The sequence below is a fragment of the Allobosea eneae genome, from assembly GCF_042657265.1.
GTDB classification, from domain to species: Bacteria; Pseudomonadota; Alphaproteobacteria; order Rhizobiales; family Beijerinckiaceae; genus Allobosea; species Allobosea eneae.
Genome location: NZ_JBHSLW010000004.1, coordinates 1 through 22,051, shown reverse-complemented (window position 1 = coordinate 22,051; position 22,051 = coordinate 1). Strand labels below are relative to the sequence as shown.

General features: G+C 63.1%; 24 protein-coding genes and 2 pseudogenes. 10 read left to right on the top strand and 16 right to left on the bottom strand.

Annotated features, from left to right (window positions below):
- The first annotated feature begins 77 nt into the window (after window positions 1-77).
- The 5 genes from ACFPOB_RS01290 to ACFPOB_RS01270 all read left to right on the top strand — a co-directional run bounded on the left by ACFPOB_RS01290 (window position 78) and on the right by ACFPOB_RS01270 (window position 5,407).
- A complete protein-coding gene (locus ACFPOB_RS01290) occupies window positions 78-866 on the top strand; it encodes an ABC transporter permease (RefSeq protein WP_377795267.1) in 789 nt (262 codons plus the stop codon).
- Complete coding sequence (locus ACFPOB_RS01285; protein WP_377795265.1) at window positions 863-1,900, top strand: ABC transporter ATP-binding protein; 1,038 nt, start codon at window positions 863-865, stop codon at window positions 1,898-1,900. Before ACFPOB_RS01290 ends, ACFPOB_RS01285 begins: the two co-directional genes overlap by 4 nt.
- A 29-nt stretch (window positions 1,901-1,929) precedes the next feature.
- Entirely contained in the window at window positions 1,930-3,006 is a 1,077-nt protein-coding gene (locus ACFPOB_RS01280) for an extracellular solute-binding protein (RefSeq protein ID WP_377795263.1), read from the top strand.
- A gap of 68 nt (window positions 3,007-3,074) precedes the next feature.
- Complete coding sequence (locus tag ACFPOB_RS01275) at window positions 3,075-3,905, top strand: ABC transporter permease (protein WP_377795260.1); 831 nt, start codon at window positions 3,075-3,077, stop codon at window positions 3,903-3,905.
- Between the two features lie 674 nt (window positions 3,906-4,579).
- A complete protein-coding gene (locus ACFPOB_RS01270) occupies window positions 4,580-5,407 on the top strand; it encodes a Crp/Fnr family transcriptional regulator (RefSeq protein ID WP_377795258.1) in 828 nt (275 codons plus the stop codon).
- Between the two features lie 139 nt (window positions 5,408-5,546).
- Here ACFPOB_RS01270 and ACFPOB_RS01265 read toward each other — a convergent pair whose 3' ends face one another.
- Both ACFPOB_RS01265 and ACFPOB_RS01260 read right to left on the bottom strand, forming a co-directional pair.
- Window positions 5,547-6,509 (bottom strand): adenylate/guanylate cyclase domain-containing protein, encoded by a 963-nt coding sequence (locus tag ACFPOB_RS01265; protein ID WP_377795256.1) that lies wholly within the window; start codon window positions 6,507-6,509, stop codon window positions 5,547-5,549.
- 398 nt (window positions 6,510-6,907) lie between these two features.
- On the bottom strand, window positions 6,908-7,261 hold the full coding sequence (locus ACFPOB_RS01260; RefSeq protein ID WP_377795254.1) for a DUF1127 domain-containing protein: 354 nt from the start codon (window positions 7,259-7,261) through the stop codon (window positions 6,908-6,910).
- A gap of 243 nt (window positions 7,262-7,504) precedes the next feature.
- Between ACFPOB_RS01260 and ACFPOB_RS01255 the strand changes: the two genes are divergently transcribed.
- Window positions 7,505-8,428: a helix-turn-helix domain-containing protein gene (locus tag ACFPOB_RS01255; protein ID WP_377795252.1), complete on the top strand. Its 924-nt coding sequence runs from the start codon at window positions 7,505-7,507 to the stop codon at window positions 8,426-8,428.
- Window positions 8,429-8,755: 327 nt separating this feature from the next.
- Window positions 8,756-9,652, top strand: coding sequence for a beta/alpha barrel domain-containing protein (locus ACFPOB_RS01250; RefSeq protein ID WP_377795250.1), 897 nt, complete (start codon window positions 8,756-8,758; stop codon window positions 9,650-9,652).
- A 534-nt stretch (window positions 9,653-10,186) separates the two neighbouring features.
- Here the strand turns inward: ACFPOB_RS01250 and ACFPOB_RS01245 are convergent.
- The 8 genes from ACFPOB_RS01245 to ACFPOB_RS01210 form a co-directional block, all read right to left on the bottom strand.
- Window positions 10,187-10,720: a hypothetical protein gene (locus ACFPOB_RS01245; RefSeq protein WP_377795248.1), complete on the bottom strand. Its 534-nt coding sequence runs from the start codon at window positions 10,718-10,720 to the stop codon at window positions 10,187-10,189.
- A 35-nt stretch (window positions 10,721-10,755) separates the two neighbouring features.
- The gene (locus ACFPOB_RS01240) at window positions 10,756-11,055 is read right to left on the bottom strand and encodes a hypothetical protein (RefSeq protein ID WP_377795246.1); all 300 of its coding nucleotides are present in this window, start codon (window positions 11,053-11,055) and stop codon (window positions 10,756-10,758) included.
- Between the two features lie 153 nt (window positions 11,056-11,208).
- Window positions 11,209-11,436, bottom strand: coding sequence for a DUF6894 family protein (locus ACFPOB_RS01235; protein WP_377795244.1), 228 nt, complete (start codon window positions 11,434-11,436; stop codon window positions 11,209-11,211).
- A gap of 42 nt (window positions 11,437-11,478) precedes the next feature.
- On the bottom strand, window positions 11,479-12,219 hold the full coding sequence (locus ACFPOB_RS01230) for a Crp/Fnr family transcriptional regulator (RefSeq protein WP_377795242.1): 741 nt from the start codon (window positions 12,217-12,219) through the stop codon (window positions 11,479-11,481).
- A 12-nt stretch (window positions 12,220-12,231) separates the two neighbouring features.
- A complete protein-coding gene (locus tag ACFPOB_RS01225; RefSeq protein WP_377795240.1) occupies window positions 12,232-12,528 on the bottom strand; it encodes a SemiSWEET family sugar transporter in 297 nt (98 codons plus the stop codon).
- Between the two features lie 289 nt (window positions 12,529-12,817).
- Window positions 12,818-13,861 (bottom strand): sensor histidine kinase, encoded by a 1,044-nt coding sequence (locus tag ACFPOB_RS01220; protein WP_377795238.1) that lies wholly within the window; start codon window positions 13,859-13,861, stop codon window positions 12,818-12,820.
- Between the two features lie 22 nt (window positions 13,862-13,883).
- Entirely contained in the window at window positions 13,884-14,297 is a 414-nt protein-coding gene (locus ACFPOB_RS01215) for a response regulator (RefSeq protein WP_091843740.1), read from the bottom strand.
- Between the two features lie 26 nt (window positions 14,298-14,323).
- A complete protein-coding gene (locus ACFPOB_RS01210) occupies window positions 14,324-15,817 on the bottom strand; it encodes a sensor histidine kinase (RefSeq protein ID WP_377795236.1) in 1,494 nt (497 codons plus the stop codon).
- Window positions 15,818-15,967: 150 nt separating this feature from the next.
- Between ACFPOB_RS01210 and ACFPOB_RS01205 the strand changes: the two genes are divergently transcribed.
- Window positions 15,968-16,177 (top strand): cold-shock protein, encoded by a 210-nt coding sequence (locus tag ACFPOB_RS01205; RefSeq protein WP_377795234.1) that lies wholly within the window; start codon window positions 15,968-15,970, stop codon window positions 16,175-16,177.
- A gap of 105 nt (window positions 16,178-16,282) precedes the next feature.
- Window positions 16,283-16,519, top strand: a complete 237-nt coding sequence (locus tag ACFPOB_RS01200; protein ID WP_377795232.1) for a hypothetical protein — start codon at window positions 16,283-16,285, stop codon at window positions 16,517-16,519.
- A gap of 22 nt (window positions 16,520-16,541) precedes the next feature.
- On the opposite strand, the gene ACFPOB_RS01195 is transcribed toward ACFPOB_RS01200, so the two are convergent.
- From ACFPOB_RS01195 to ACFPOB_RS01175, 5 genes are all read right to left on the bottom strand, one after another.
- Entirely contained in the window at window positions 16,542-16,826 is a 285-nt protein-coding gene (locus ACFPOB_RS01195) for a hypothetical protein (RefSeq protein ID WP_377795230.1), read from the bottom strand.
- Between the two features lie 41 nt (window positions 16,827-16,867).
- Window positions 16,868-17,359 (bottom strand): pyridoxamine 5'-phosphate oxidase family protein, encoded by a 492-nt coding sequence (locus tag ACFPOB_RS01190; protein WP_377795228.1) that lies wholly within the window; start codon window positions 17,357-17,359, stop codon window positions 16,868-16,870.
- A 636-nt stretch (window positions 17,360-17,995) separates the two neighbouring features.
- On the bottom strand, window positions 17,996-18,511 hold the full coding sequence (locus tag ACFPOB_RS01185) for a cupin (RefSeq protein ID WP_377795226.1): 516 nt from the start codon (window positions 18,509-18,511) through the stop codon (window positions 17,996-17,998).
- Between the two features lie 14 nt (window positions 18,512-18,525).
- Window positions 18,526-18,753, bottom strand: a complete 228-nt coding sequence (locus tag ACFPOB_RS01180) for a hypothetical protein (protein WP_377795224.1) — start codon at window positions 18,751-18,753, stop codon at window positions 18,526-18,528.
- 22 nt (window positions 18,754-18,775) lie between these two features.
- A complete protein-coding gene (locus ACFPOB_RS01175) occupies window positions 18,776-19,654 on the bottom strand; it encodes a hypothetical protein (RefSeq protein ID WP_377795223.1) in 879 nt (292 codons plus the stop codon).
- A 193-nt stretch (window positions 19,655-19,847) separates the two neighbouring features.
- On the opposite strand from ACFPOB_RS01175, the pseudogene ACFPOB_RS01170 reads away from it, so the two are divergent.
- Window positions 19,848-20,116, top strand: a pseudogene (locus ACFPOB_RS01170) (IS3 family transposase); the annotation flags it as partial.
- Between the two features lie 33 nt (window positions 20,117-20,149).
- On the opposite strand, the pseudogene ACFPOB_RS01165 reads toward ACFPOB_RS01170, so the two are convergent.
- Window positions 20,150-21,949: pseudogene (locus tag ACFPOB_RS01165) on the bottom strand (catalase); the annotation flags it as partial.
- Window positions 21,950-22,051 lie beyond the last annotated feature (102 nt).

Sequence of the window (22,051 nt, the reverse complement as noted above, 5' to 3'; positions counted from 1 at the left end):
CTTCCATATGTCATAAATCTATTACGTCAGGCTTCTAATGGATCGTCTAGCGCCGAAGTCCATGAAAGGTTGCGGCCTTGCCCTCGATCGCGATCGCCTATCTGATCTTCCTGGCGGCGCCGGTGCTGCTGCTCGCGCTCGGATCCTTCGGCGAGAACTGGAGCAACACGCTTCTCCCCAATGGCATGACCGGCCGCTGGTATGCCGAGGTCGCGAGCGATCCGAGCTTTCGCCGCGCTTTCGTTACCAGTCTCCAGGTCGTCGGCGCCACCTGCGCGCTCAATCTCCTGATCGGGCTGCCGCTCGCCTATGCCATTCAGGCAGGTGCTCGCGGCGGCGTCCGCATCGCGGCGCGGCTGCTCACGCTGATGCCGGTCGCCGTCCCGGAACTGGTCCTGGCCTTCGGCTTCATTCTCGTCTTCTCATCCGACGCGCTGCCCTGGCTCGGTAGTTTCTGGCTGCTGGCGGCCGGCCACCTCGTCCTGACCTTGCCCTACACCGTGACGGCGCTCGTCGCCGACATGGAGCAGTTGCGCCTCGACGAATACGAGCACGCCGCCGCGACGCTCGGCGCTTCCTTCGCCGCCCGGCTGCGCGATGTCACGCTGCCGCTGCTCGGCACCAGCATGATGTCAGCCATGCTGACGGTCGCGGCCCTGTCTATCGGCGAATTCCAGCTTTCGAACCTGGTATCGGGATTCCTGTCGCGCACCTATCCGGTGGTCTTGCTCCAGGCCTTCTACGGCGCGACCGGCTTTGCCTGCGCCGCCACCATCGTCCTCCTGAGCCTCGCGATCCTCGCCTCGCTCGCCAGCAGCCTGACCGTCCGGTTCGCCGGCTCCAGCAAGGCGGAACCCGTCGCATGACGCTGAGATACGAGAATGTGAGCTTCACCTATCCGGGTGCGAGCAGCGGCGTCTTCGACATTTCGCTTGAAATCGGCCGCGGCGAGCTGCTCGCCATCATCGGAGCTTCCGGCTCGGGAAAGTCGACGATCCTCAAATTGCTGGCCGGCTTCGTGAAGCCGGATCGCGGTCGCATCCTGATCGAGGGCGCGGAGGTCAGCGCGCTTCCACCCGAGGCGAGGCGCCTCGGCGTGGTGTTCCAGTCCTATGCGCTGTTTCCGCATATGCGGCTCTGGGAGAACGTCGCATACCCCCTGAAGGTGCGGGGCATGAAGAAGGAGGGGCGACGCGCCCAGGCCCTGGAGATGCTGCGCCGTGTCGGCATGGATATGCGCGCCGACGATCTGCCGGCTGCGCTTTCGGGTGGGCAGCAGCAGCGTGTCGCCCTGGCGCGCGCTTTGGTGTTCGAGCCGCGCGGACTGCTCCTCGACGAGCCGCTGTCGGCGCTCGATGCCGGCCTGCGCGTCGAGATGCGTGACGAGATCCTGCGGGTCCAGCGTTCCGCGGGCATCGCGACCCTCCTCGTCACCCACGACCAGGAAGAGGCGCTGTCGATCGCCGACAAGGTCGCGGTGATGCGCGAGGGCCGCCTCATCCAGCTCGGCACGCCGCGCGAACTCTACGAGACGCCGGTCAATGCCAGCGTCGCGTCCTTCGTCGGCCAGTCCAATCTCTGGCCGGGAAAGATCGCCGGGGCCGGCCTGGTCGAGACCGCGATCGGCCCGCTTGCCTGCGAGACCCATGCCCGCTCGCCGGGCGAATCGGTGATCGTCTTCGTTCGTCCGGAGCGGGTTGAGCCGGTCGACGCGGCCGGAATGGTAGAGGGGCCGGGGAGCTTCTCCGGCCAGGCTGCCGCGGATCGCTATCTCGGGCCGATCCGACGCATCGACCTCATGGTGGCAGGCGGGCTGATCCGCCTCGAAACCCATCAGCGCGAGCCAGTCACCGCCGTTTCCATTCCGCGCGATGCCGTGCGGCTCCTACCCGCCGACTAGACCCTTATTCCAACAGCGAGGACATTCCGATGAACAGACGACATTTGTTGCAGGTCGCCCTGCTGGCCGCAGCCGGGGCCATGGGCGGCCCGGCCTTCGCCTTCGAGGGCGCCGAACTCTATGCCGGCGAGAAGGCCCTCTATGACAGCGCCCGCAAGGAAGGCCTGGTCGTGTCGTTCGACACCGGGCCGACCTGGGCCAACTGGGCAGGCCAGTTCAAGGCCTTCCAGAAGCGCTATCCCGGCGTCGAGATGGTCTATAACGATCTCGGTTCGGCGGCGACGGTCGTCGCCCTCGACAAGGCGCGCAACCGGCCGCAGGCCGACACAGCGTATTATTTCGCGGCATCGGCGCTCGATGCAGCGAAAGCTGGCGTCGTCGAAGGCTTCAAGCCCGTCAATTTCGACCGGCTCGACAACGCCTTGCGTGACCCGGACGGCCGCTGGTTCTCGATCCACACACTGAACGTCGCCTTCCTGGTCAACACAAAGCTGGTGAAGACCGTGCCGCAGAGCTGGGCGGACCTGCTCAAGCCCGAATACAAGAGTGCGATCGTCTATCAGGATCCCCGCTCGACGGGGCAGGGACAGGTGGTGACCTTCGCCGCTGCCTTCGGCAATGGCGGCAGCATGGACGATGTCGCTCCCGGCATCGCCTATCTCGGCAAGCTGACCAAGGGCGGCAACGTGCTGCGCACCGTCGGCACCACGCCCTATGCCCAGTTCCTCAAGGGCGAGATCCCGATCTGGATCGGCTATGAGAACGACGGCCTGAAGGCGAAGTTCGTCGACGGCATGGGTGATGCGATCTCGGTGGTGATCCCGCAGGAGGCCTCGGCTGCCGCTCCCTACGCGATTTCCCTGGTCAAGAACGGGCCCAACCCCAATGCCGGCAAGCTCTGGCTGAATTTCATCATGAGCGATGAAGGCCAGAAGATTTTCGCCGAAGGCTTTGTGCGCCCGGCCGTCACCGGGGTTTCCATGCCCGCCAGCGTCGCCGACAAGATGCCGGCTGCACCGCAGGTGCGCGCGATGGACATCGCCAAGGCGACCGCCAAGAAGGCCGAGATCGACGCCGGCTGGGCCAAGGCCATCCTTGGCCAGTAACCGCTACGGCCAGGCTGTCCCAATGGGACAGCCTGGCGTTGCCCCTGCATCGAGGCGAAAGACGGTCGATGAGTGCACGTGCATCCACCCCTATCCTGGCCGCCTTTGCAGCGCCCGGCGCCATCGTCTTCGGGCTGTTTTTCCTGCTGCCGGTCTGCGCCGTGCTGGTCGGCGCTCTCGCCGATGGCGGCAGTGCCTTCGGCCGGCTCACGGCCGATCCCGTGTTCTGGAACGGGCTGCGCGGCACGCTCGTCCTCGGCACGGTCGCGCCGCTGTTTTCGCTGGTCGTCGGCTTCTGCGTCGCGCTGACCCTGTCTCGTCTCGCACCGGGATTGCGCACGGCGGCTCTAATCGCGATCTCGCTGCCGCTGACCTTCTCGGGCCTGATCGTCGCCTATGGCTTCATCCTGTTGCTGGGCCGTTCCGGCTTCGTCACCCTGCTTCTGGCCGAGCTCGGCTTCGACCCGGCGGTGACCGGGGCCTTCATCTTCTCGCCGCTCGGCCTCGGCCTGGCCTATTCCTACTATCTGGTGCCCCGCGTGGTGCTGATCGTGCTGCCGGCCATCAGCAATTTCGACCGCAACCAGTTGACCGCAGCGCGCTCGCTCGGGGCCAGCGGCGCGAGGGCGCTCGTCGACGTCATGCTGCCGCAGATCATGCCGAGCCTCGTCGCGGCCTTCTGCCTGACCTCGGCCGTCGCGTTCGGCGCCTATGGCACGGCGCTCGCGCTGGTCGGCACGCAGGTGAACATCCTACCGCTCGTTCTCTACAGCAAGGTCTCGGAGACTGGCACCGACCTGCCGGCGGCTTCGGCCGCATCGCTCGTCCTGGTCGCCATCTGCGCGTTGGTCGTCTCGATCGGCGAGATCGTGGGACGCGGGCGAAAGGCGCGGGGATGACGAGAGCAGGGGACGGCCCGGCGCCATTATGCGTGTTCCTTGCAGGTTCTCGAAGCCTGCGTGACGCATTCGAGCACCCGCTGCTCTCGGCAATCTCACCCAGTTTTCCGATCTGACCCAGTGGCGGCATCGGAGATGGACTCGGTCAGGTCCGATCGCCGACCCGGATCGCGCAGGCGATCTCCTTGACCGCAGTCGAGCCCGGTAGCGTATTCTTTGTGCTATCGCATTTTCTTCGCGCAAACCGGTGTCGACTTCGCTCGAAAATGCGTTAGAGCGCGCTTCTTTTACACGGAAGCGTGTCCTGCTTTTGCGATGTATTTGGCGCATTCGTCGGGCGAGACGAGCTGGATTGGGTCGCTGAGCTTTCGCCAGGTTGCCTCGACAGTTCTGCACTCCGCGTCGCGCTGGGCCTAAGCGAACCCAGTTGGCGATCGGCTGCGCGGTCGGCTCAAACTCCCGGGCAAGCTCTTCAGGCGTTCGTCCGGATCGGACCAGCTCCACCATCTGTCGCCGGAACTCCGGCGGATAGGCATTGCGAAAACGCGGCATCGGACACTCCAGAACATGACGTCAAGGGTGTTCACAAAAGCCGGCCAACTCCGATATCGTCTTGCGCCGCGGCTCGAAAGCGATAGCCGCAGAGTGTGTTGTGACAGATCAAGCCATTCGGCATGGTCTGTTCCGTTTGCGATCTGCCGCGCGTGGTCGCAACTCGATATGATGGCTTTTCGCCTTGGTTTCTGCGCCATGCCAGCCGGTCGATCTATGCGCTGCGGATGCATGTCGGCTGGGTCAACGTGCTCGGGGCCCTTCCGATGAGTGATGCCTCTCATCGTCTCGTGAGTATTCTGGGCGCGAACCGGTTCTTCGCGGGCTTCGAACGGGATGCGCTCGAGAAGATCGCGGCCGTCTGCAGGCAGCGGCACCTCGCCGCCCGGGAGATCCTGTTCCTCAAGGGCGATCCCGGTGATGGGTTATATGCCATCCGACGCGGCCTGATCCGCATCGGAACAGTGGACGACCTCGGTCAGCAGATGACGATGAATGTCCTTGGCGGCGGCGATGTCTTCGGTGAGATCACCTTGCTCGACGGCCAGTCGCGCACGGCCGACGCTGTAGCGATGGAGGACACCGACATGTTCTTCCTGCCGCGGCAGGACTTCTTGAGCCTGCTCAATCGCGAGCCGCCGATGGCGCTGCAGCTGATCGACCTTCTCTGCGCCCGGCTGCGCGATGTCATCGGCCGGCTGGAGGAGACGACATTCCTGCCGTCCGTGATCCGATTGGCACGACGCATCCTGGTGCTCGCCGCCGACTACGGCACGGATGTCCATGCCTCTCAGGAGGAACTGGCCTCCCTTACTGGGGTGACGCGCGAAACGGTCAACCGCCATCTCCAGTCCTGGAAGCGCACCGGCATCATTTCGTTGGGACGAGGGCGAGTCCTGATCCGTGATATCGACGAGCTGCGGCGCTTGGCGAAGGTCGATGCAGCCTAGTGGCAGTGGCCGGCGCCACGAAAGCCCGATTCGAGCACCTAGGGCAATTCCGCAATTCTCGGAATCGCGAGATTGCTCTATGTTTTGTTTTATCGCATTTTCTTCAGGCGAACCGGTGCCCACCTCGCTCGAAAATGCTCTAGCTCGCTGCCGCCTCGCCGGCAGCGAAAACCCGAACCGGCTTGTCGAAGCCCTTCAGGACGCGGGCATCGCGTTCGATCAAAGGCACGCGCCCGTCGACTGCGTCAGCGGCAGCCATGTCGATCAGCACCTCGGCATTGCGTGCGCTCGCGCACAAGCGCGCTGCGAGATTCACGACGCTTCCGACCGCCGTGTATTCGAGCCGACCTTCCGTGCCGATACGCCCCACCGTCGCTGGCCCCAGAGCGAGCCCGACCCCGAAACCGAGGCGATGATCCAGCGGCTCGCGATCGCGCAGCAGGGACTGGACGGTCTTCTGCATGTCCAGTGCCATACGGATGGCGCATAGAGCCGGGTCCGGGCGGGACACGGGGGCGTTGATCAGGACCATCATCCCATCGCCTGAAAAATGCGTCAGCGTCGCCCCGTGGTCGATCACCACTCTATCCAGGGCGTCGTAGTAATCGTTGAGGAAACTCATGACGACGTTTGGTTCGGCGCGTGCCGAAAAGGCGGTGAAGCCGCGCAGGTCACCGAAAACGACCACCACCTCGATGCGCCGACCGTCGAGCACACTGTCGTCGCCCGAGTGGTCGACCAGTTCGGCCACCTGGGGGGCGAGGAACCGCTTGAGACGACCGATCCGTTCCGAGCGTTCCTGCGATACCGCCAGATCGCCGGCCATCGCGTTGAAGCGCGTCGCCAGCCGCTCGAATTCGTCGCCGGTGGCGATGTCGATCCGGTGGTCGAACTGCCCGGCACCGATCCGCGCCACGCCGTCTTCCAGAATCCGGATCGGCTCGATCATGCGCTGGGTCAGCCAGTAGGCCAGCGCGGCAGCAAGCCCGGAGCCAATGATGAGGAAGGCACTTGTCCGCCACAGAGCCGTATAGCGCCAGCGATCGGCTGTACTGGCCCTCTGCCCAGCGAAAATCGATTGCGACGTTACGGCCGTCAACATAGCCGGCTTCGGCCAGGCCCTCGGTGAAGGCGGCGGGCCGACTGGCGTAAGCTTCGGGCGATTTCGAGCCGAGATAGCCGATGATCGGCGTGGCCTTTTGCTGCGCACGGGCCGAGATCGTCGACGCAATCATCGCGCCGAGCAGCGCGATGGTCTCGCGCCGCGTCGTTGGAACAGCCTGGCGCAAGGAGCAAGGCAGGAACCGCACGGCCGTTCCCCTTCCGACCGACATTGGCGCAGGTCAGGAAACGCCCAACTTGCCGCATCCCCCTGATATCATGCTGGATGAACCGTGTCGCGAAACCGGTTCGCCACCGGCCTACCTAAACGGGATTACGACGCTCTTGGTTCGTCCGAGGCGCTGCGCTTCGGGGGCGCTCGCGCCATTTTCTCAGCGGTCACGGCTGCCGATCGGCGAACTCGATCTCCGAACGGCTGATGCCGATATCCTTCAGCATCCTGTCGTCGAGACCCGACAATGCGTTTGCCGCGTCGCGGATCTGCACTCCGAGGGCGATCCTCCGCAGCCGTCCGGACAGCGCCTCGATCAACCTCGTCGTCAGCGAGCGTCGCGCCGGCTTCCGGTCAGGCCGGACGAATGGGCCGTGGACCTCATAGAGGAAATGCTCACTGAGGATCTGCCCGACCGCCATGCGTCCGGCGAGCCGATCGAGCACCGACTTGGTGCGAGGCCGGAGCATGTCGGCCAGGTTGTCAATGTCATGAAGAAAGTCGCTTCTCAGCGCATACATGGGTCGCTCCCTTGCATTGTCCGCCGCCTCCTCGTGCGGTGTTGCGGCGTTGTGGCGGTTGGGAGGGCATTGCGTCTGTGATGTGCCGCACATAGGCGTCTCAGCGCGGCGGCATTGTCGATGACGCGGGCGAGCCAGAGGCCGCACACGGAAGAGCCGCCTTCGCACTTCGCATCAGGCCTCGGATCGACTACGCTGTCTAAAATCTGAGATTCAGATAATGTGGCAGACGGGGTCGGCTCGATGGCAATCCGGTTCGAGGAAATCGGTGAGCGGTTGAAAGCCTACCGCCTGGGGCGCGGGCTGCTGGCCGAGGACGTCGCCGAGCGTCTCGGGATCTCGCGGGCAGCGGTCTACCGGATCGAAGCCGGAGGCGTGGTCAAGATCGAGACCCTGGAGCGGCTGGCGACGCTGCTCGACACGACCGTCGCCTCGCTGCTCGGGGCAGGGGTCGAGTATTACTCCAGTCCGCTCAGCTATTTCGAGCGCATGCGGCAGATCGAGGAGCAGGCGGATCAGGTCGTCGCGCATTTCCCGCCGCTGTCCTATCTGCTGACCTCGGACGGCTACTCCGCCCATTTGCGGCAGACCCTGGTGGAGGCGCTGCCGCCCCATATCGCGCGCGATCAGGCCGTGGCCGAGATCGATGCGATCATCGCGATCCTCGACGAGCGCAAGAATGCCCGCAATCGCCGACGGCTGAGCGTCGTCAACTTCGTCAATGTGCTCGAGATCGAGCGCTGGCTCAAACTCGGCGTCGTCGGCCGGTTCAACCTGCCGCCGGCCGAGCTGGCCCGCCGCCGCCTGGCTGCGCGCGCCGAGGTCGAGCATCTGATCGGGCTGATCGAGAGCGAGCCGATGGGCGTTCAGATCGGCCTAATCGAGGGGACGCTGCCGAACATCACATTCCAGCTTTTCCGCACCGCGGAGAAGACGCTGCTGGGGCTGAGCCCGTTCCGCCTGGGCGGCGAGTTGCCGAATCTCCGATCCGGCATCGCCATGCTGACCGCGGATGAGGAGCCGGTACGTCTCTATGAGGACATCGCCGACGGACTCTGGGGCCGTGCCCTCAAGGGCAGCGAAGCCGGGACCGTTCTGCGCGCCGCACTCGACCGCTCGGCGATCGCGCCGCCGCCCCAGAAGAAGGCATCCTCGGAGCTGGTCTGATGCGGCCCAAACTTTGTCGCAAAATTGAGATTTAGGCATTCATATAGGATGAAGACGCGACGGAATCGGGTTTGCCGTGCCGTTGCTGATTTCTCGCGGCCGGGATCGACACCTCGGCCGTCAAGCGGCCCTGGCAAGCGCCCTGGGAAAACGGGCGAGCGCCCCAACTCCATTCGTCTTGAGACCGTCTGACAGCGCGATGCCTTGTCCACCTGCGGTTCGAGCCGGCTGATGCGGGTGCAGCGCCTGGCGCGCGAGTTCGGGTTGCCCGGCCAGGTCGCGATGGAGCAGCAGATGACCTGCGGAATCGGGCTTTGCTAGAGCTGCGTGCGCGACTTCAACGTCGACCTCTCGGTCAGGATCGGCGAACTGACCCTGCGCAATCCGGTGATGCCGGCCTGGGGCGCCTTCGCCGAGGGGCTGCAGAAGGTGAAGGACTTCAACCAGCTCGGCGCCTTCGTCACCAAGACGATCACGCGCGAACTGCGCGCCGGCAATCCGCTGCCGCGGATGGTCGAGCGGCCGGGCGGGCTGATCAACGCCATCGGCATCCCCTCGAAGGGCGCGCCCTATTTCATCGCGACCACCATGCCGCATTATGCGGCCTATGACCCGCCGCTGGTCGCCTCGATCTTGGCGCCGACGGCGGAGGGCTTCGCCAGCCTCGCGGCCGAGCTCTCGATCCCTGGCATCGCCGCGATCGAGGCCAACGTCTCCTGTCCGAACATCGCGGAAGACGGCAAGGCCTTCGCGATGCGGGCCGAGTCGACAGAAACGGTGACGCGCGAACTACGCAAGGCGAGAAAGCTGCCGCTCTGGGTCAAGCTGACGCCGAATACCGGCGGCGTGCGGGAGGTTGCGCGCGCTGCCGAGACGGCCGGCGCCGACGCGGTCGTCGTCGCCAACACCATCCTGTCGCTGGCGATCGACCTAGAGAGCTTCAAAGCCGGCCTCGGCAACCGACCGCTCAAACTGCCTCGGCAGCGAGGGCAAGCACGCGACCGTGCACGGCCAGATGCCTGTCGCTGCGGTTCATGGCCACGAGCAAGACGGACAAGCCATCGTCGCAGTCGAGCGTCAGCCTGTGGCAAAACAGGCTGTCATCGCATTCTGTTGTGTCGAAGAGCAGATAACCGACTCTTCGGTCATCATAGTCGCCCGCGAACTGATACAGAACATCGATCGCGCGTCCGTTGCGCAGATTCAGGCTGCCTTTTCCGGTGACCATAGCTTGTCTCCGCTTGGCGGCGTCAATGGGCGCCGCTCGCGGTCATGTCCAAAAGCAAGGAGACAACTGCCCGGTCACTACGACCCGCTTTCCAGCCCTTGTCCATGTCAAAAGACGGAACTGCGAAACCCAGGCGAGCCGGAGGACCATCTTCATCCCAGTCGCGCACGCTCTTCAACAGCATGGTAAGCAGCGATTCTCGTGGGCTTGCGCATTGCCGACTTCGACGCGCTTTGTTTCACAAAGATGCGCAGCACCGTATGCGTCATGGGAAGAGGCGTCGCAGGCAAATAGCGGCGACGCAACACGTGGTGGCAAAGCCGGAGGCCAAACAGATTGGCCCGGCCTCCATTGGAAGGCCGGGCCTTGGTGACCGAGCGACCGGTGCATCTGCAGTGAGCTCGATCTTGGCGACAGACCTGCATTCAGGCTGTCGCGCGTGTAGCCAGACAACTTGCCCTAGTCAGTGGCGACTATATGGCGGCCTGGCTTTTTCGGGCGTCAGACCAGCACGGGATCAGGCTAGATTCTCAAACGATCGGTCCGCGATAGGGATCCGCCTTCTCGTCGAACCGACTCCAACCCTGGTTCCGATAGTCGGTAAGCCGAGTATCGCGATCGATCGGAATGGCGCTGTCCATGATCGCCTCCGCCGCGGGCGCCTGTTCCTCGGATGCCCTGACCGATACCACGGTGCCGCCGCGCCGCACGGTCTCGGCGTAATAGTTGGCGCTCTCCTCATCCTCACCGGCGCTCGTGAAGGCGCCAATGATGCCGCCAGTCACGCCGCCCGCTGCAGCGCCCGCAGCGGTCGATGCAAGCCAGCCAGCCGCGACGACCGGGCCAATGCCGGGGATCGCGATCAAGCCGAGCCCCGCCAGGAGGCCTGCCGCACCTCCAAGCGCAGCGCCGATACCTGCGCCCTCGCCGGCGTTGCTGTTGTCGGCGCTCTCATGACGGCCGATCAGACTGATGTCCGCCGCTGGAAACCCGGCCGATTGCAATTCTTCGACGACCCGCCGGGCGATGTCGTAGCTCTCATATGAACGGGTGACTGTACGCATGAGAATTCTCCTCCTCGTGACTCGACAGGCGAAAGTCAGTTGCGGGTGATGTTGCCGCGATAGTCGACCGAGACGGTCACCTGGGCACCGGAATGTGTCGCAGTCCCCTTCCAAACGCCGTTGTCGTCCTTCTTGAGTTCACTGACGTTCGTGTAGCCATTCGCCTCGAGGCGGCTCTTGGCCTGGCCTTCGGTGAAACTGTTGGCGCCGGGAAGCGGTGCGTTGGCGTCGGCCGGGGCGTTGGGTGATGGTGTCGGCGCTGTCGTCGACGTTTGGGCGGTGGCGGCTGCCGACAAGCAGGCGCACAAAAGGGACGCGAGAACCATGTTTCGCATCGAAATCTCCTTATCTGGCAGTTAGTTAGCTAATTGCCCTGAATAACGGCAGCAGGCAGGAGAAGTTCCATCTGCGCCCGGGAAACCGGTCGCTAGAAATGATCGAGCACGACCGTCGACCATCGCGGCGAGATGAAAGAACAGCGCAAGCGATCAGTGCCCATCAAGATGCAAGGTCACCGTATAAATTTTTACGCCGGCCGAATCTTTCACGACGACCGCAAGCTCCATGTGATCGCCATTAGGGAGCTTCTCGCGGTTCAGGCCGGAAAGTAGCTCCTTCGCAGCGTTCTTGGCGGCTCGATCATCGGGCAGCTCGGTGCCCTCGTCGTCCAATTCGATGTGGTCGCCATCGCGCGTGTGAAAGAAGTACCGGGGCATGCCTGTCAAATGCGGCTCGCCGTCCGGTGTTCCAGCCGCGCCTCACTTTTTGGAGCTGGCTTCCCGCAGATGCAGATAATCCGGGTCGAATTCAGCCAGTTGGCACAGGCCTTTCCAGTCCAGGATGGTCAGCTTATTTGAGCGTAGGCGCACAAGCCCGGCCTGCCGAATCTCGCGCAGCTTCTTGTTCATGTGAACGGTTGAGAGCCCGAGTGCGTCGGCGATTTCCGGCTGCGTCAGAGGCAGCTCGCAGGTCTTGCCATCAGATAGGCCGATCGCGGTCATCTTGGTGATGAACTCGCAGAACAGATGGGCGATCCTGCTTGGCGCTGAACGCCGGCCAATTCCAACCATCCATTCCCGGTAAATGGCGGCTTCCACAAGTGTCTCGCGCCAGAACGCTTCAGCAATCCGGTAGTAAGACCGGGTTAGGATGCGGACGGCCTCATGAGGAATGATGCCAACGGTCGCGGCGGTGAGGGTTCCCAGATTGTGGTCCATCTGCTCGATGAGGAGCGAATGGATATCGGGAATATCGCCCGGGAGATGCAGGGAGAGGATCTGGCGCTGCCCGTCGCCCACGATCTTATACCGGCAAACCAGGCCTTCGGCGACTAGGCAGCAGTTCTTGGTCCGCTCCCCTTCGCTGACGATGTCATGGCCGGCTTCGAACTGCTTGAGGACCAGCGGCAGTCGAAGCAGTTGGTCTCGCTCCTCGGACTGCAAGGGTGAGTTCGTTTCGAGCTTCCGAACGAGCCTCTCCAGATAGTGGTCCTTGTCCATAGGCCCTCGATCTCACGCGTCAGGATCCACCGTATCAGCCATCGCGTCCTTTTTCGCCTGCGGCAAGAGAGTCATCAGCAGGATGAAGGACGCCAGCAGAAGGCAGACACTATTGGTCACGATCAGCGGCCATTCGCCCAGCCCGATCCCGTAGAGCGTCCAAAGCGCGAAACCAGCCACTGTGAAGCTGTACATCACCGGAGAGATCGAGCCAGTGTCGCGGCTTTTGATGATGCGCCAGGCTTGCGGCATGAAGCTGACCATCGAGCAAAGCGCGGCAACCGAACCCGCGATCGTTATCCAGTTCATCTTTCGCCCGCCTGTCCCGTGCACAGCGACACGGGTTCAAGCATTCTGGCCGGTCTGGTCGCGGGTAATGGCAACAAAACGTTCACCAACATTCTCGGCATTTTCATCAAATCCCGGTGGACGCGGAACGATCGGATCGATGCAGAATTTCTTCGCGACCAGTGAGGGACGATCCGATGCGGTTTGGCGTTTCGTTGGAGTTCTGGATCTATCTGGCCTTGGCGCTCAACTTGGCGCTGGCGCTCGCGATCAATCTCTAGAGCAATGCTGCCGGTCATTTGTTCGCCGTTTATCCCAGCTTTTCGTCGAACGTGATGGATGCCAGCGTGCCGATCGGCTGGCTGCGATATTCGAGAGTCGAGCCGAGGCTTTTCGACATCGCGGCGATGATCTTGGCACCGAGCCCGCTGCCCTTTGCTGCCCCATCGCCCGTCCAGCCGATCCCGTCATCCGCGACGCTGAGCGTGATCTGATTGGTGGGGGTCCGCGAAACGCTGACGCGCACCTCGCCCTCTCCAACCGGATAGGCGTATTTCAGGGCGTTGGTGACCAGTTCCGTCGCGATCATGCCGACTGAGACGGCCCGGTCCGTCTTGATCGACACGGGCTCGGCGTCGAGCTTGACGATCGGCGTCCTGCCTGAGGCCGTGATCGAGTTGCCCAATTCGCCGACGAGTGTGTCTAGGTAGGCCGCCAGATCGACCTGCTGGACGTCCGTGGAGGTGTAAAGGCTGCGATGCAGGTTCGCGATGGCGGTGATGCGCGCCTGCGTTTCGGCCAGCGCTGCCTTGGCTCCAGGCTCCTTCACGGCGCCGGCCTGCATCCGGACCAGCGAGCCGACCAGCGCCAAGCTGTTGGCCACGCGATGATTGACCTCAGCCAGCAGCATCTCGGCCCGGTCCTTGGCCTGGCGAACCTGGAGCTCGGCCTCTTCCTTTGCCCGCATCAGCCGGGCGCGGTCGACAGCCTGCTCCAGCGCAGCCACCAGCAGCACTTCAAAGTCGTCGCCGATCGCCTTCACGACATAGTCGACGGCGCCAGCCTTGAGCGCCTGGACCGCGATGGAAAGCTCGGTCGAGGCCGTGACGTAGACCACAGGAGGCGCCTGCTCGCGTGCTCTCAGATCCTCGAGGACGGCGAGGCCCGAGGTCGTGCCGAGATCATGGTCGAGAATGACAACGTCGATGTCGCCATCTGCCAGACGCACAAGCCCAGTTTCCGCGTTTGTGACGTGATCGACCTGATAGCCGCGGCGGCCAAGAATGCGTTGCACGAGCCGCCCCAGGGCAGCGTCGTCGTCGATATAGAGAGCCTTGATGATGCGGTTGGGCATTACCGCGTCGCCACTGACTGGATCATTCGGTTTCCGGAACCTGCATCACCGAGAAGAACAACCCCAACTGCTTGATGGCGTTGGCGAAGCCTTCGTAGTCGACCGGCTTGGTGATGTAGACGTTCGCACCCAGATCGTAGCAGCGCTGGATCTCGCGGCTGTCATCGGTCGTGGTCAGAACGATGACCGGCGAGCGGCGCGTATGCTGGTTCGCCTTGACCTTCTCCAGGATGTCGACGCCGGCCATGTCCGGCAGGTTCAGATCGAGCAGGATGAGCAACTGCCGGCGCGAGCTGGCTTCGCCGGTGCCATCCGCTCCGAACAGGAACGCCAGGGCGTCCGTGCCGTTCTGGAATGGGATGATCTCATTGTTCACACCCGCACGGCGGATGTTTTTCTCGATGAGGCGGGCATGGCCTTCATCATCCTCGATCATCACGATCGAAACCGGCTTTCCATTGCTCACGTGGCGGTACTCCGCTGAACCGCGCTGAGATCAGGCGGCAACAAGATCGAGAAGGTTGTGCCAGCGTCCAGTTTGGAGCTGACGGTGATGTCGCCACCGAGGTTGCGGACAATGGTGCGGACATGCGCCAGGCCGATGCCTTCGCCCGGCTTGTCCTGTGTGCCCGACCGGCGAAAAAGCTCAAAAATCCGTTCGTGATCGGTCGGTGCGATGCCGCGGCCATTGTCTTCGACCTCGATGACGACCCAGCCCGATTTCTCCCGCTTCGCGCGCATGACCACTTTGAGCTCGCGCTTCGGTGACCGGTACTTTATCGCATTGTCGAGGAGGTTACCGAAGATCTGTTCGATCGACAGCCGATCGCTGCGAATCTTCAGCGGCGGACATTCGACGGTGATGCCGTCGCCATTCTCGCTCGCCTGATGGTGCACGGCTGCCGCAGCGGCCTGCAGCGCGGCAGGAAGGTCGATCGCTTCGGCGCGCAGGACGCGCTTGCCCTCGCGCGAGATCTTCAGGATGGCATTGATCAGCCCATCCATCTTTCGCGTCGAGGAGCGGATGAAGCTGATCGCTTCCGGCAGGTCCGCATCGACTGCGATGCGGGCTTCCTCAAGCGCTGCCGGGGTCGCCGCTTCGCCGGCATCAAAATAGGCCTTGATCGGCGCCGCAGTCGCTTCGAGCTCGCTCGTGAAACCCATGATGTTGACGAGCGGCGCCCGCAGATCGTGCGTCACGATATAGGCGAAGCGCTGGATTTCCTCATTGGCCCGGGTGAGCGCTTCGGTACGCTGCTGCACGCGCTGTTCGAGCCCGATGTTGAGGGCCGTGACCTCGGATCGAGCGGCGATGATCTCCCGCGTATAGCGCACGATAGTCCAGAATGCAGCGGCCGCGAACAAAATGATGACGAGCGCGCCGAGCGCGATGGTCCAGCGCAGCCGCGTCGATGCCGTTTCCTGGCCGGCGATCGCCCGTTGAAGCCGTTGCTCGGATTGCGCGATAATGCTGCCAAGTCCGACACGAACGTCATCCATCAGGTTGCGGCCGAAGCCCTGCCTGACCGTGGCGAGCGCTTCGTCCCAGGCGCCACGCTCCGCTACGGCGATTGTTTGCGCAAGTTCCGCCAGCTTGCCACGCAGCGCGCCCTCCAGCCGGGTGACCTCGGCCTGCGCCAGCTCGGCCGCTCCAGCCGATGCCTTGAGGCGCTGCAGTGTCGGCTCGAACCGGGCAATGGCATCGGTGTAAGGGCGAAGATAAGCAGCGTCGCGCGACAGCAGATAGCCGCGCTGGCCGGTTTCGGCGTCCTGCGCAAGCGAGAGAAGGTCAGCCGTTGCGCTGCGCGTCTCGCGGAAGGCGACCACCTCGTCAAACTGGCGTTCCGAAGCCCGGGTCAGCCAGAAGGCTGCGATGACGATAATCAGCAGCGCAATCGCCGCACCGGCGAGCAGAATGAGGTTAGATCTGAGAAACTGCGCTTGGGAAATAGGCATCAACACGTCTCTGCGGGCCGGCCTCCATGGCCGGGATGCGTGATGCGCGCAATAGCAAATGACAGAGTTTTAAGAACATAAAGCGGTGGCCGGGCGATTGCCCTTCGCGACCATGGCGGTCATGCTGGCGCTCCCGATGAGGAGGCAGGAATGGCGACCGGCACGGTAAAATGGTTCAACACGACGAAGGGTTTCGGCTTCATTCAGCCCGATGGTGGTGGCCAGGACGTATTTGTTCATATCAGCGCGGTGCAGCGCGCCGGCCTTCGCGAGCTGCTCGAAGGCCAGAAGATTTCCTTTGAGGTCGTTGCCGATAAGCGATCCGGCAAGTCATCTGCAGAGAATCTCAAGGCCGAATAGGCCGCCTCTACCGCTTGTATGCCCCAGCCGACGGGTTGGTGGCCGTCCCAAGACGAGGAACAACCAGCCTGCCCTCCGGTTGCAGTCACAATCGGAGGAAATGCCATGGCCAAGCAACCGGAAGCCCTCGCCACCTTTGCCGCCAGCGCCAAGAATGCTGGCAAAAAGCCCAAGGACATCGGCCTTGAGGCGACGCCTGAGACAAAAGGCATCCCGACCGACTCCAGGAAGAAGGACGAGGCTGCCCGAAAGGTCCTTCGTGAAGGCGTGCTCCACGAGGATCAGGCTGCTGACGAAGCTATTGACGCTTTGCCCGATCGGACGCGAACGAAGAAGACCTGACGCGGAATTGCTCTTGCGCCGATCAGCTCCGAGCCTTGCCGCTGTTGCCTCGGCGATTTGGGCTTGAAGATGTTTTCCGCGGTGCGGCGCGCCGACGTTTCGGCGTGACATCTTTGGCCCGGCGCGCTCGCGTCTCCATGTTCAGGCGATAAAGTCCGTAGCCAATCGCTCCAACAACGAGGATCGGCGCTGGCAGCCTCGCCGCGAGCAGCGTCAATGGAGCCGACATTCCCTCAGGGATATCGCCGCGCTCCGCATCGCGCGCAATCCATGCCGTCGCGACGCTGTTGAGTATGGTCTTGATCATATTTCGCGCTCAGCATTGCAACGGTGAGTGCACATGGCTGGTCAGTCAAGCCGCACACTGGCAGTCTTTTCGGCGTAGTCCTGCTTGGGATCGGAGCCGAACAAGAGCTTGATGCCCGCGATCAAGCTCCATTCGTTCTCCCAGATCTCCGCCTGGTGCGGATCGAATCGTAATAGCGCGAGCTTGGGATCGTCCTTCCCGTGCTCATACCAGGCCGCAACGAAGCGATTCCACAGCCGATCGATGACTGCGCGATCATTGTCGAGCGCCAGCGTACCTGTGATCTTGGCGAAGAGGTCATGCCCTTTGCCGGCAAATGACATGAACGCGTTGTCGCCTCCCGCCAGCGCCTTCACCAGTCCGGTATCGTTCGCAGAGAAGATCCAAAGCGGCCCGTGATCGGCATCGCCGTCGATCTGCACCGTCATCGGTCGCATCAGATTGTCGCCTGCTCTCTCGAGCCCGAGCATGACGGTCATGTCGGAACGGAGAGCCTTCCAGAGTTTGGCTTCGAGGTCGTTTGGTGTCGGCATGACGGCTCCCGCGGTGGCGTTTCGCGGACAACACTTGAGCCGCGCGCGAAGTTCCGCAGCCGCGATCGCTATTCGCTGACGCTCCTATTCGCGTCTGAAGGCCTCTATGGCGATGTAATGGACGTCTGGCAGCCATGGGCGCCTGATCGTCGAGGGCACGCGACAGCCTGCGGCCACCACATGGCGGAAGAGGCACCGGAGGCGGTCGCGCAGGCGCTTCGGGATTTTTTCAGCGAGCGCTGAAAAGCCGTTGCTGAACAGAGAATTGGTCGGCTCCTGCCGCGTTGTCCACTTGCGGCCAGGAGGACACGACGAGCCATCATTCTCCAGAACTGGTCAATCAGGTTCTGCCGCCAAGTTACGTGCTCCTCCGAGCAGCAAAGCGGTGAGGGCACGCTTCCTCCTGCAGATGAACGGAGCGACATGCTGAATGCGCTCTCGATCCTGTCGGGCCGCACTGTCGATTCCGTTGCATGGTTGCTCCTGCAGAACATGATCGTGCCTGGCGGCTTGCTCCGGGCCGGGATCGCGCTAGACCGACTAAACCAAGGGGAGCTTCGTCTGAAGCCGGGTATCCCATTCGCAACCGATCGGCTTTTTGGCCCTGTTCGGACCTGAGTCCGTGTGACGTGGCTCTTAGAGCCCGTCGCTCCAGTGTTCGACCATCGGCCCTTCGCGACCGGATACAGGATCGTTCGGCGGTCTTGTCAGCCGGCTGATCGCAGTCCGGACCTCCATCGTCGGCGCATCACGGAGAATGTCCCCGCTCTGTCCCGGAGGATAGGCACCAACGACGAGGAAATCGCTGCTTGCACTGAGCCGACGATGGCCAGTACCGGCGGGTAGGAGAACGACATCGCCCGCGCTGACGTTAAGCTCCCGGCCGCCTTCTCCGCCCAAGACCAGCCCGGCTGAGCCTCTCGCAATGCCGAGGACCTCATGGCCTCTCGAGTGATAGTGATGGAAGTCGTAGATGCCGTTGCGCCAGGCCGGAGGCCAGCCATTTGCCTCAAAGCGCTGTTCCATCGTAGCGGCGAGGTCGGTCTGATCAGGCCGGAAAGCCTGCTGGTAGACGAGAGCCGGGAAGCGCGGATTGTTCGGGATTGCCCCGCGCTCCTCGAAGGGTAGGACGATGATCGTCGGTACCGCCATCGATCGCTTGCCGATTAACTTGAGCGCGGTTCGCTCTGGTCCCGATCACGGCCATGACCGTTTCCGGGCGTCGCGTCGCCATCCCCGGAGAGGACGACCGGGTTGGCGCTGACCAGCCCATCTGGATTGGGTTTCGCCTGGGAGGGCGCAAACTGACCCTTCGCATCCTGCTGTGCCGGTTGGCGAGATTTCACCGCCGCTTCCTGCTCGGGGCTGAGTGGATTGCCGTGTCCATCACGCATGATGAGCTCCTTTGGTTCTGCGTCAGCGCGGCCCCCAGAGGGCGGTGAGATCGAGTTCTTCGTCGCGGTGCTTGCCGCCGAGCTGGGCCGCCATCCAGGCTGCCGCTGCACCCACCAGCAAAGCCGCCGCTGTCAGGAACGCGGAGAGAACGCCGATTTTGCGGGCGCGCTCGGCAGCCTGCTTGGCGGTCTCCTTCGCCTGATTGAGGCGAGAAAAGGCGTCGTCGATGCGCTTTTCAGCCTCGGGCTGGGCGATGTTCATCCGGGCCGCCATCCGGCTCGCAATATAGGAGCGATCCGCTTGATCGAGCTGGCCACTCGCGAGACTGCGCACCAGAATGCGCGAGGCTTCCTCGCGCTCTGCCTGTGATACGGGCTCGGTGCCTGTCGAACGGGTCAACATATCGGCCGCGGTTGCAAGGGGATCCGGCTGTTGGCTGAGCGCCGCGCCAGCGGCCGTCGTAGCGGCAGCTGCTCCGCTGGCGGCCGTCCTCGCTAGACCGGCCACGGATGACGCCGCAAGGCCCGCGATGAGCAACGCTCCGACCGCCCAGACGACCAGACCGTGCGACCCGTCACGCACATGCCGCTCGTGCAGGCTGGCATCGGCGGCTGGACGCCGCATGCGGCCGGCGAGATAGCCACCGGCTGCAGAGGCTGTGACGCTCACCCAAAGCGCCCATAAGGCTCCGGCAATGGCCAGCGCGGTGATGCCAGTCGACCGCGAAGGTTCGAACGAGACGAGCGAGAGGCCGATCGCCGAGCCGAATGTCGTGAAAAGGGTGGTGATGGCCGCAGCAAGGGCTGCGCCACCGAAGATCGCGCTCCATTCAAGATAGGAGCCGGAGGGCGAGGCAGATTGGGTCGGAGCAACGACGACGACATCGGTTTCGCTTGCCATGGCACGCTCCTATCGCAGGCCAAAAAAGGAGAGGATCGCCATGACCACGACCACGAGGCCGACCAGATAGATGACGTCGTCCATAGCTGCTCTCCGGGTGTCGCGACTGGCGGGACTGCCGGGACAACTGCGGAGAGGTCAGTCAGTTCCTCTTTGAGGCGGAGAGAGTTGCGCAGCGTTCTCATTGGCTCATCTAATGCGCGCGATTGACACGCTGCATCTGGAATACCCCTTCGCCGGCAGCGGCATGCTGCAAAGCCTGCTGCTGGCTGAGGGGCATGTCACCGGGCGCCTGCATGCGCCACGCTAACGAAGCGCATGGGATAGAGGCACTCTACCGCCGCCCGACACCTCGAAGCCGGCGCCGGGGCACAAGATCGTCCCCGATTTGCTGCGCAAGCTGGCGGTGACTCCGCTCCATCAGGTCGGGGCGATGGATATCCCTACGCGCCGATGGCGCGGAGCTAGCTCTCTCGATGCGCGCCTTCAAGGTCGTCAGGCCAGCATGCGGACCTTTGGTTCGCGAGACCATTGCCGTGTGCGCGCCGGCAGAAGGAATGCATCGGCCGTCTTGCCTAGAGCAACGACGCCGTCGTCCGGTTCGACGCCAGCCTTGTCGAGAAGGGGCTTGGCTTCCGCGCTGTAGCCGATCGCCTTGAGGTGTCCAAAGGCGTCTTTGGCGAAATCGATCGCCGCTCCCTCCTTCATCAATGCGGAGCAGCCGGCATCGGAGAGGATAAGCGCGACAGCGTCGAAGAAGACAGAGGGCGAACCTGCGAGCTGGCCATCGGCTTTAAGCAGCTTGCCGTCCTTCAGGTTCACGCCCCCAATCTTCGGGGCGATAATCTTGACCGAACCGCCGTCGCCTTCGACGACGGCTTTGACTGCCGCCACCATGGCTCCGTCTGCCCCATCCGATACCAGGACTCCGACGGTCCGTCCCTTCAAGGTTTCGGGATACTTGCCCACGATGCGCAGGGCGGGCGATGGCTCCATATGGACCGGCGCGACCGCTGGCCTGGACGGTTGCGGTAATGGCATCGCAAGCCCGTCCGCCACGCGCTGTGCCAACGTCTTGTCGACGTTGAGGAGATTCGACATGACCCGGTCGCGCACATGTTCCAGGGAGACTTTAGAGAGCTCGAAAACGAGTGCGCTCGCCAGATGCGCCTGCTCAATCTCGCTCTGGGAGCGGTAGAACAATCGCGCATGGCTGAAATGATCAGCGAAGCTCTCTGCGCGCAGGCGAACCTTGTGCTTCTCGAGCGGAACGGCAGCGCTCCGAAACCCGCCGACCGGATCCTCGCGCGGACCGCCATCCTCTCCGGCTTCGCTGAGACTGTTGGGCTCATAATTGGCCCGGCCGACGAAGACCTGCGTCTGCATCTGCCCGTCGCGCTGCAGGTTCTGGAAGGGGCAGCCCTTCGCCCGATTGATCGGAATCTGGTGGAAGTTCACCGTCCCTAGGCGCGACAACTGGGTATCTTGGTACGAAAACAGCCGCCCTTGCAAAAGCGGATCTTCGGAGACGTCAATGCCGGGTGGCAGGTTGGTTGGCAGGAATGCGGCCTGCTCCGTCTCTGCGAAGAAATTGTCCGGATTGCGGTTCAGTACCATGCGGCCGATCACGCGGATCGGGACCAATTCCTCCGGGATCACCTTCGTCGCGTCCAATATATCGAATGGTAGTGCATCCGCCTCGTCCTGGCTAAGGAGCTGCACGCCGAACTCCCATTCCGGACAATCGCCCTTGGCGATGGCTTCGTAAAGATCTCGTCGATGATAGTCGGGATCGGCGCCGGCGATCTTGACAGCTTCGTCCCAACAGGTGGACTGAGCCCCCAGCTTGGGGCGCCAATGGAATTTCACGAAGGTTGGCTCACCCCGGTCATTCAGCAAGCGAAACGTGTTCACTCCGAAACCTTCGATCATCCGAAGCGATCGTGGTATGGCCCGGTCGGACATCGCCCACATGATCATATGGGTTGATTCAGGCATCAGGCCGACGAAATCCCAGAATGTGTCGTGCGCGCTCGCAGCCTGCGGATAGCCGCGATCGGCCTCCATCTTCACAGCATGGATCAGATCGGGGAACTTGATTGCGTCCTGGATGAAGAAGACGGGAATATTGTTACCGACGAGGTCCCAATTGCCTTCTTTGGTATAGAATTTTACAGCAAAGCCGCGGACATCGCGGGGCGTGTCGACTGATCCTGCCCCGCCGGCAACTGTTGAAAAGCGCGTGAACACATCGGTCTTGACGCCGACCTCAGTCAGGATCTTCGCTCGGGTGAATTCGCTGAGAGTCCGTCCCGGAACTCATGACGCTCGCGCGATGCGGCGGATAAGAACCATGGCGGCGGCTGCGTAGAGGAAGGCCGTCGCGGAGGCGATGGT

Excerpts from the sequence above, each read along its gene's own strand:
- ACFPOB_RS01205 (WP_377795234.1), top strand. The coding sequence starts at position 15,968 with ATGGCGACCGGCACGGTAAAATGGTTCAACACGACGAAGGGTTTCGGC.
- ACFPOB_RS01195 (WP_377795230.1), bottom strand. The coding sequence starts at position 16,826 with ATGATCAAGACCATACTCAACAGCGTCGCGACGGCATGGATTGCGCGC.
- ACFPOB_RS01280 (WP_377795263.1), top strand. The coding sequence starts at position 1,930 with ATGAACAGACGACATTTGTTGCAGGTCGCCCTGCTGGCCGCAGCCGGG.
- ACFPOB_RS01270 (WP_377795258.1), top strand. The coding sequence starts at position 4,580 with ATGGTCTGTTCCGTTTGCGATCTGCCGCGCGTGGTCGCAACTCGATAT.
- ACFPOB_RS01255 (WP_377795252.1), top strand. The coding sequence starts at position 7,505 with ATGGCAATCCGGTTCGAGGAAATCGGTGAGCGGTTGAAAGCCTACCGC.
- ACFPOB_RS01210 (WP_377795236.1), bottom strand. The coding sequence starts at position 15,817 with ATGCCTATTTCCCAAGCGCAGTTTCTCAGATCTAACCTCATTCTGCTC.
- ACFPOB_RS01190 (WP_377795228.1), bottom strand. The coding sequence starts at position 17,359 with ATGCCGACACCAAACGACCTCGAAGCCAAACTCTGGAAGGCTCTCCGT.
- ACFPOB_RS01175 (WP_377795223.1), bottom strand. The coding sequence starts at position 19,654 with ATGGCAAGCGAAACCGATGTCGTCGTCGTTGCTCCGACCCAATCTGCC.
- ACFPOB_RS01235 (WP_377795244.1), bottom strand. The coding sequence starts at position 11,436 with ATGCCCCGGTACTTCTTTCACACGCGCGATGGCGACCACATCGAATTG.
- ACFPOB_RS01240 (WP_377795246.1), bottom strand. The coding sequence starts at position 11,055 with ATGCGAAACATGGTTCTCGCGTCCCTTTTGTGCGCCTGCTTGTCGGCA.
- ACFPOB_RS01180 (WP_377795224.1), bottom strand. The coding sequence starts at position 18,753 with ATGCGTGATGGACACGGCAATCCACTCAGCCCCGAGCAGGAAGCGGCG.
- ACFPOB_RS01275 (WP_377795260.1), top strand. The coding sequence starts at position 3,075 with ATGAGTGCACGTGCATCCACCCCTATCCTGGCCGCCTTTGCAGCGCCC.
- ACFPOB_RS01285 (WP_377795265.1), top strand. The coding sequence starts at position 863 with ATGACGCTGAGATACGAGAATGTGAGCTTCACCTATCCGGGTGCGAGC.
- ACFPOB_RS01265 (WP_377795256.1), bottom strand. The coding sequence starts at position 6,509 with ATGTTGACGGCCGTAACGTCGCAATCGATTTTCGCTGGGCAGAGGGCC.
- ACFPOB_RS01225 (WP_377795240.1), bottom strand. The coding sequence starts at position 12,528 with ATGAACTGGATAACGATCGCGGGTTCGGTTGCCGCGCTTTGCTCGATG.
- ACFPOB_RS01185 (WP_377795226.1), bottom strand. The coding sequence starts at position 18,511 with ATGGCGGTACCGACGATCATCGTCCTACCCTTCGAGGAGCGCGGGGCA.
- ACFPOB_RS01200 (WP_377795232.1), top strand. The coding sequence starts at position 16,283 with ATGGCCAAGCAACCGGAAGCCCTCGCCACCTTTGCCGCCAGCGCCAAG.
- ACFPOB_RS01230 (WP_377795242.1), bottom strand. The coding sequence starts at position 12,219 with ATGGACAAGGACCACTATCTGGAGAGGCTCGTTCGGAAGCTCGAAACG.
- ACFPOB_RS01260 (WP_377795254.1), bottom strand. The coding sequence starts at position 7,261 with ATGTATGCGCTGAGAAGCGACTTTCTTCATGACATTGACAACCTGGCC.
- ACFPOB_RS01245 (WP_377795248.1), bottom strand. The coding sequence starts at position 10,720 with ATGCGTACAGTCACCCGTTCATATGAGAGCTACGACATCGCCCGGCGG.
- ACFPOB_RS01215 (WP_091843740.1), bottom strand. The coding sequence starts at position 14,297 with ATGATCGAGGATGATGAAGGCCATGCCCGCCTCATCGAGAAAAACATC.
- ACFPOB_RS01220 (WP_377795238.1), bottom strand. The coding sequence starts at position 13,861 with ATGCCCAACCGCATCATCAAGGCTCTCTATATCGACGACGACGCTGCC.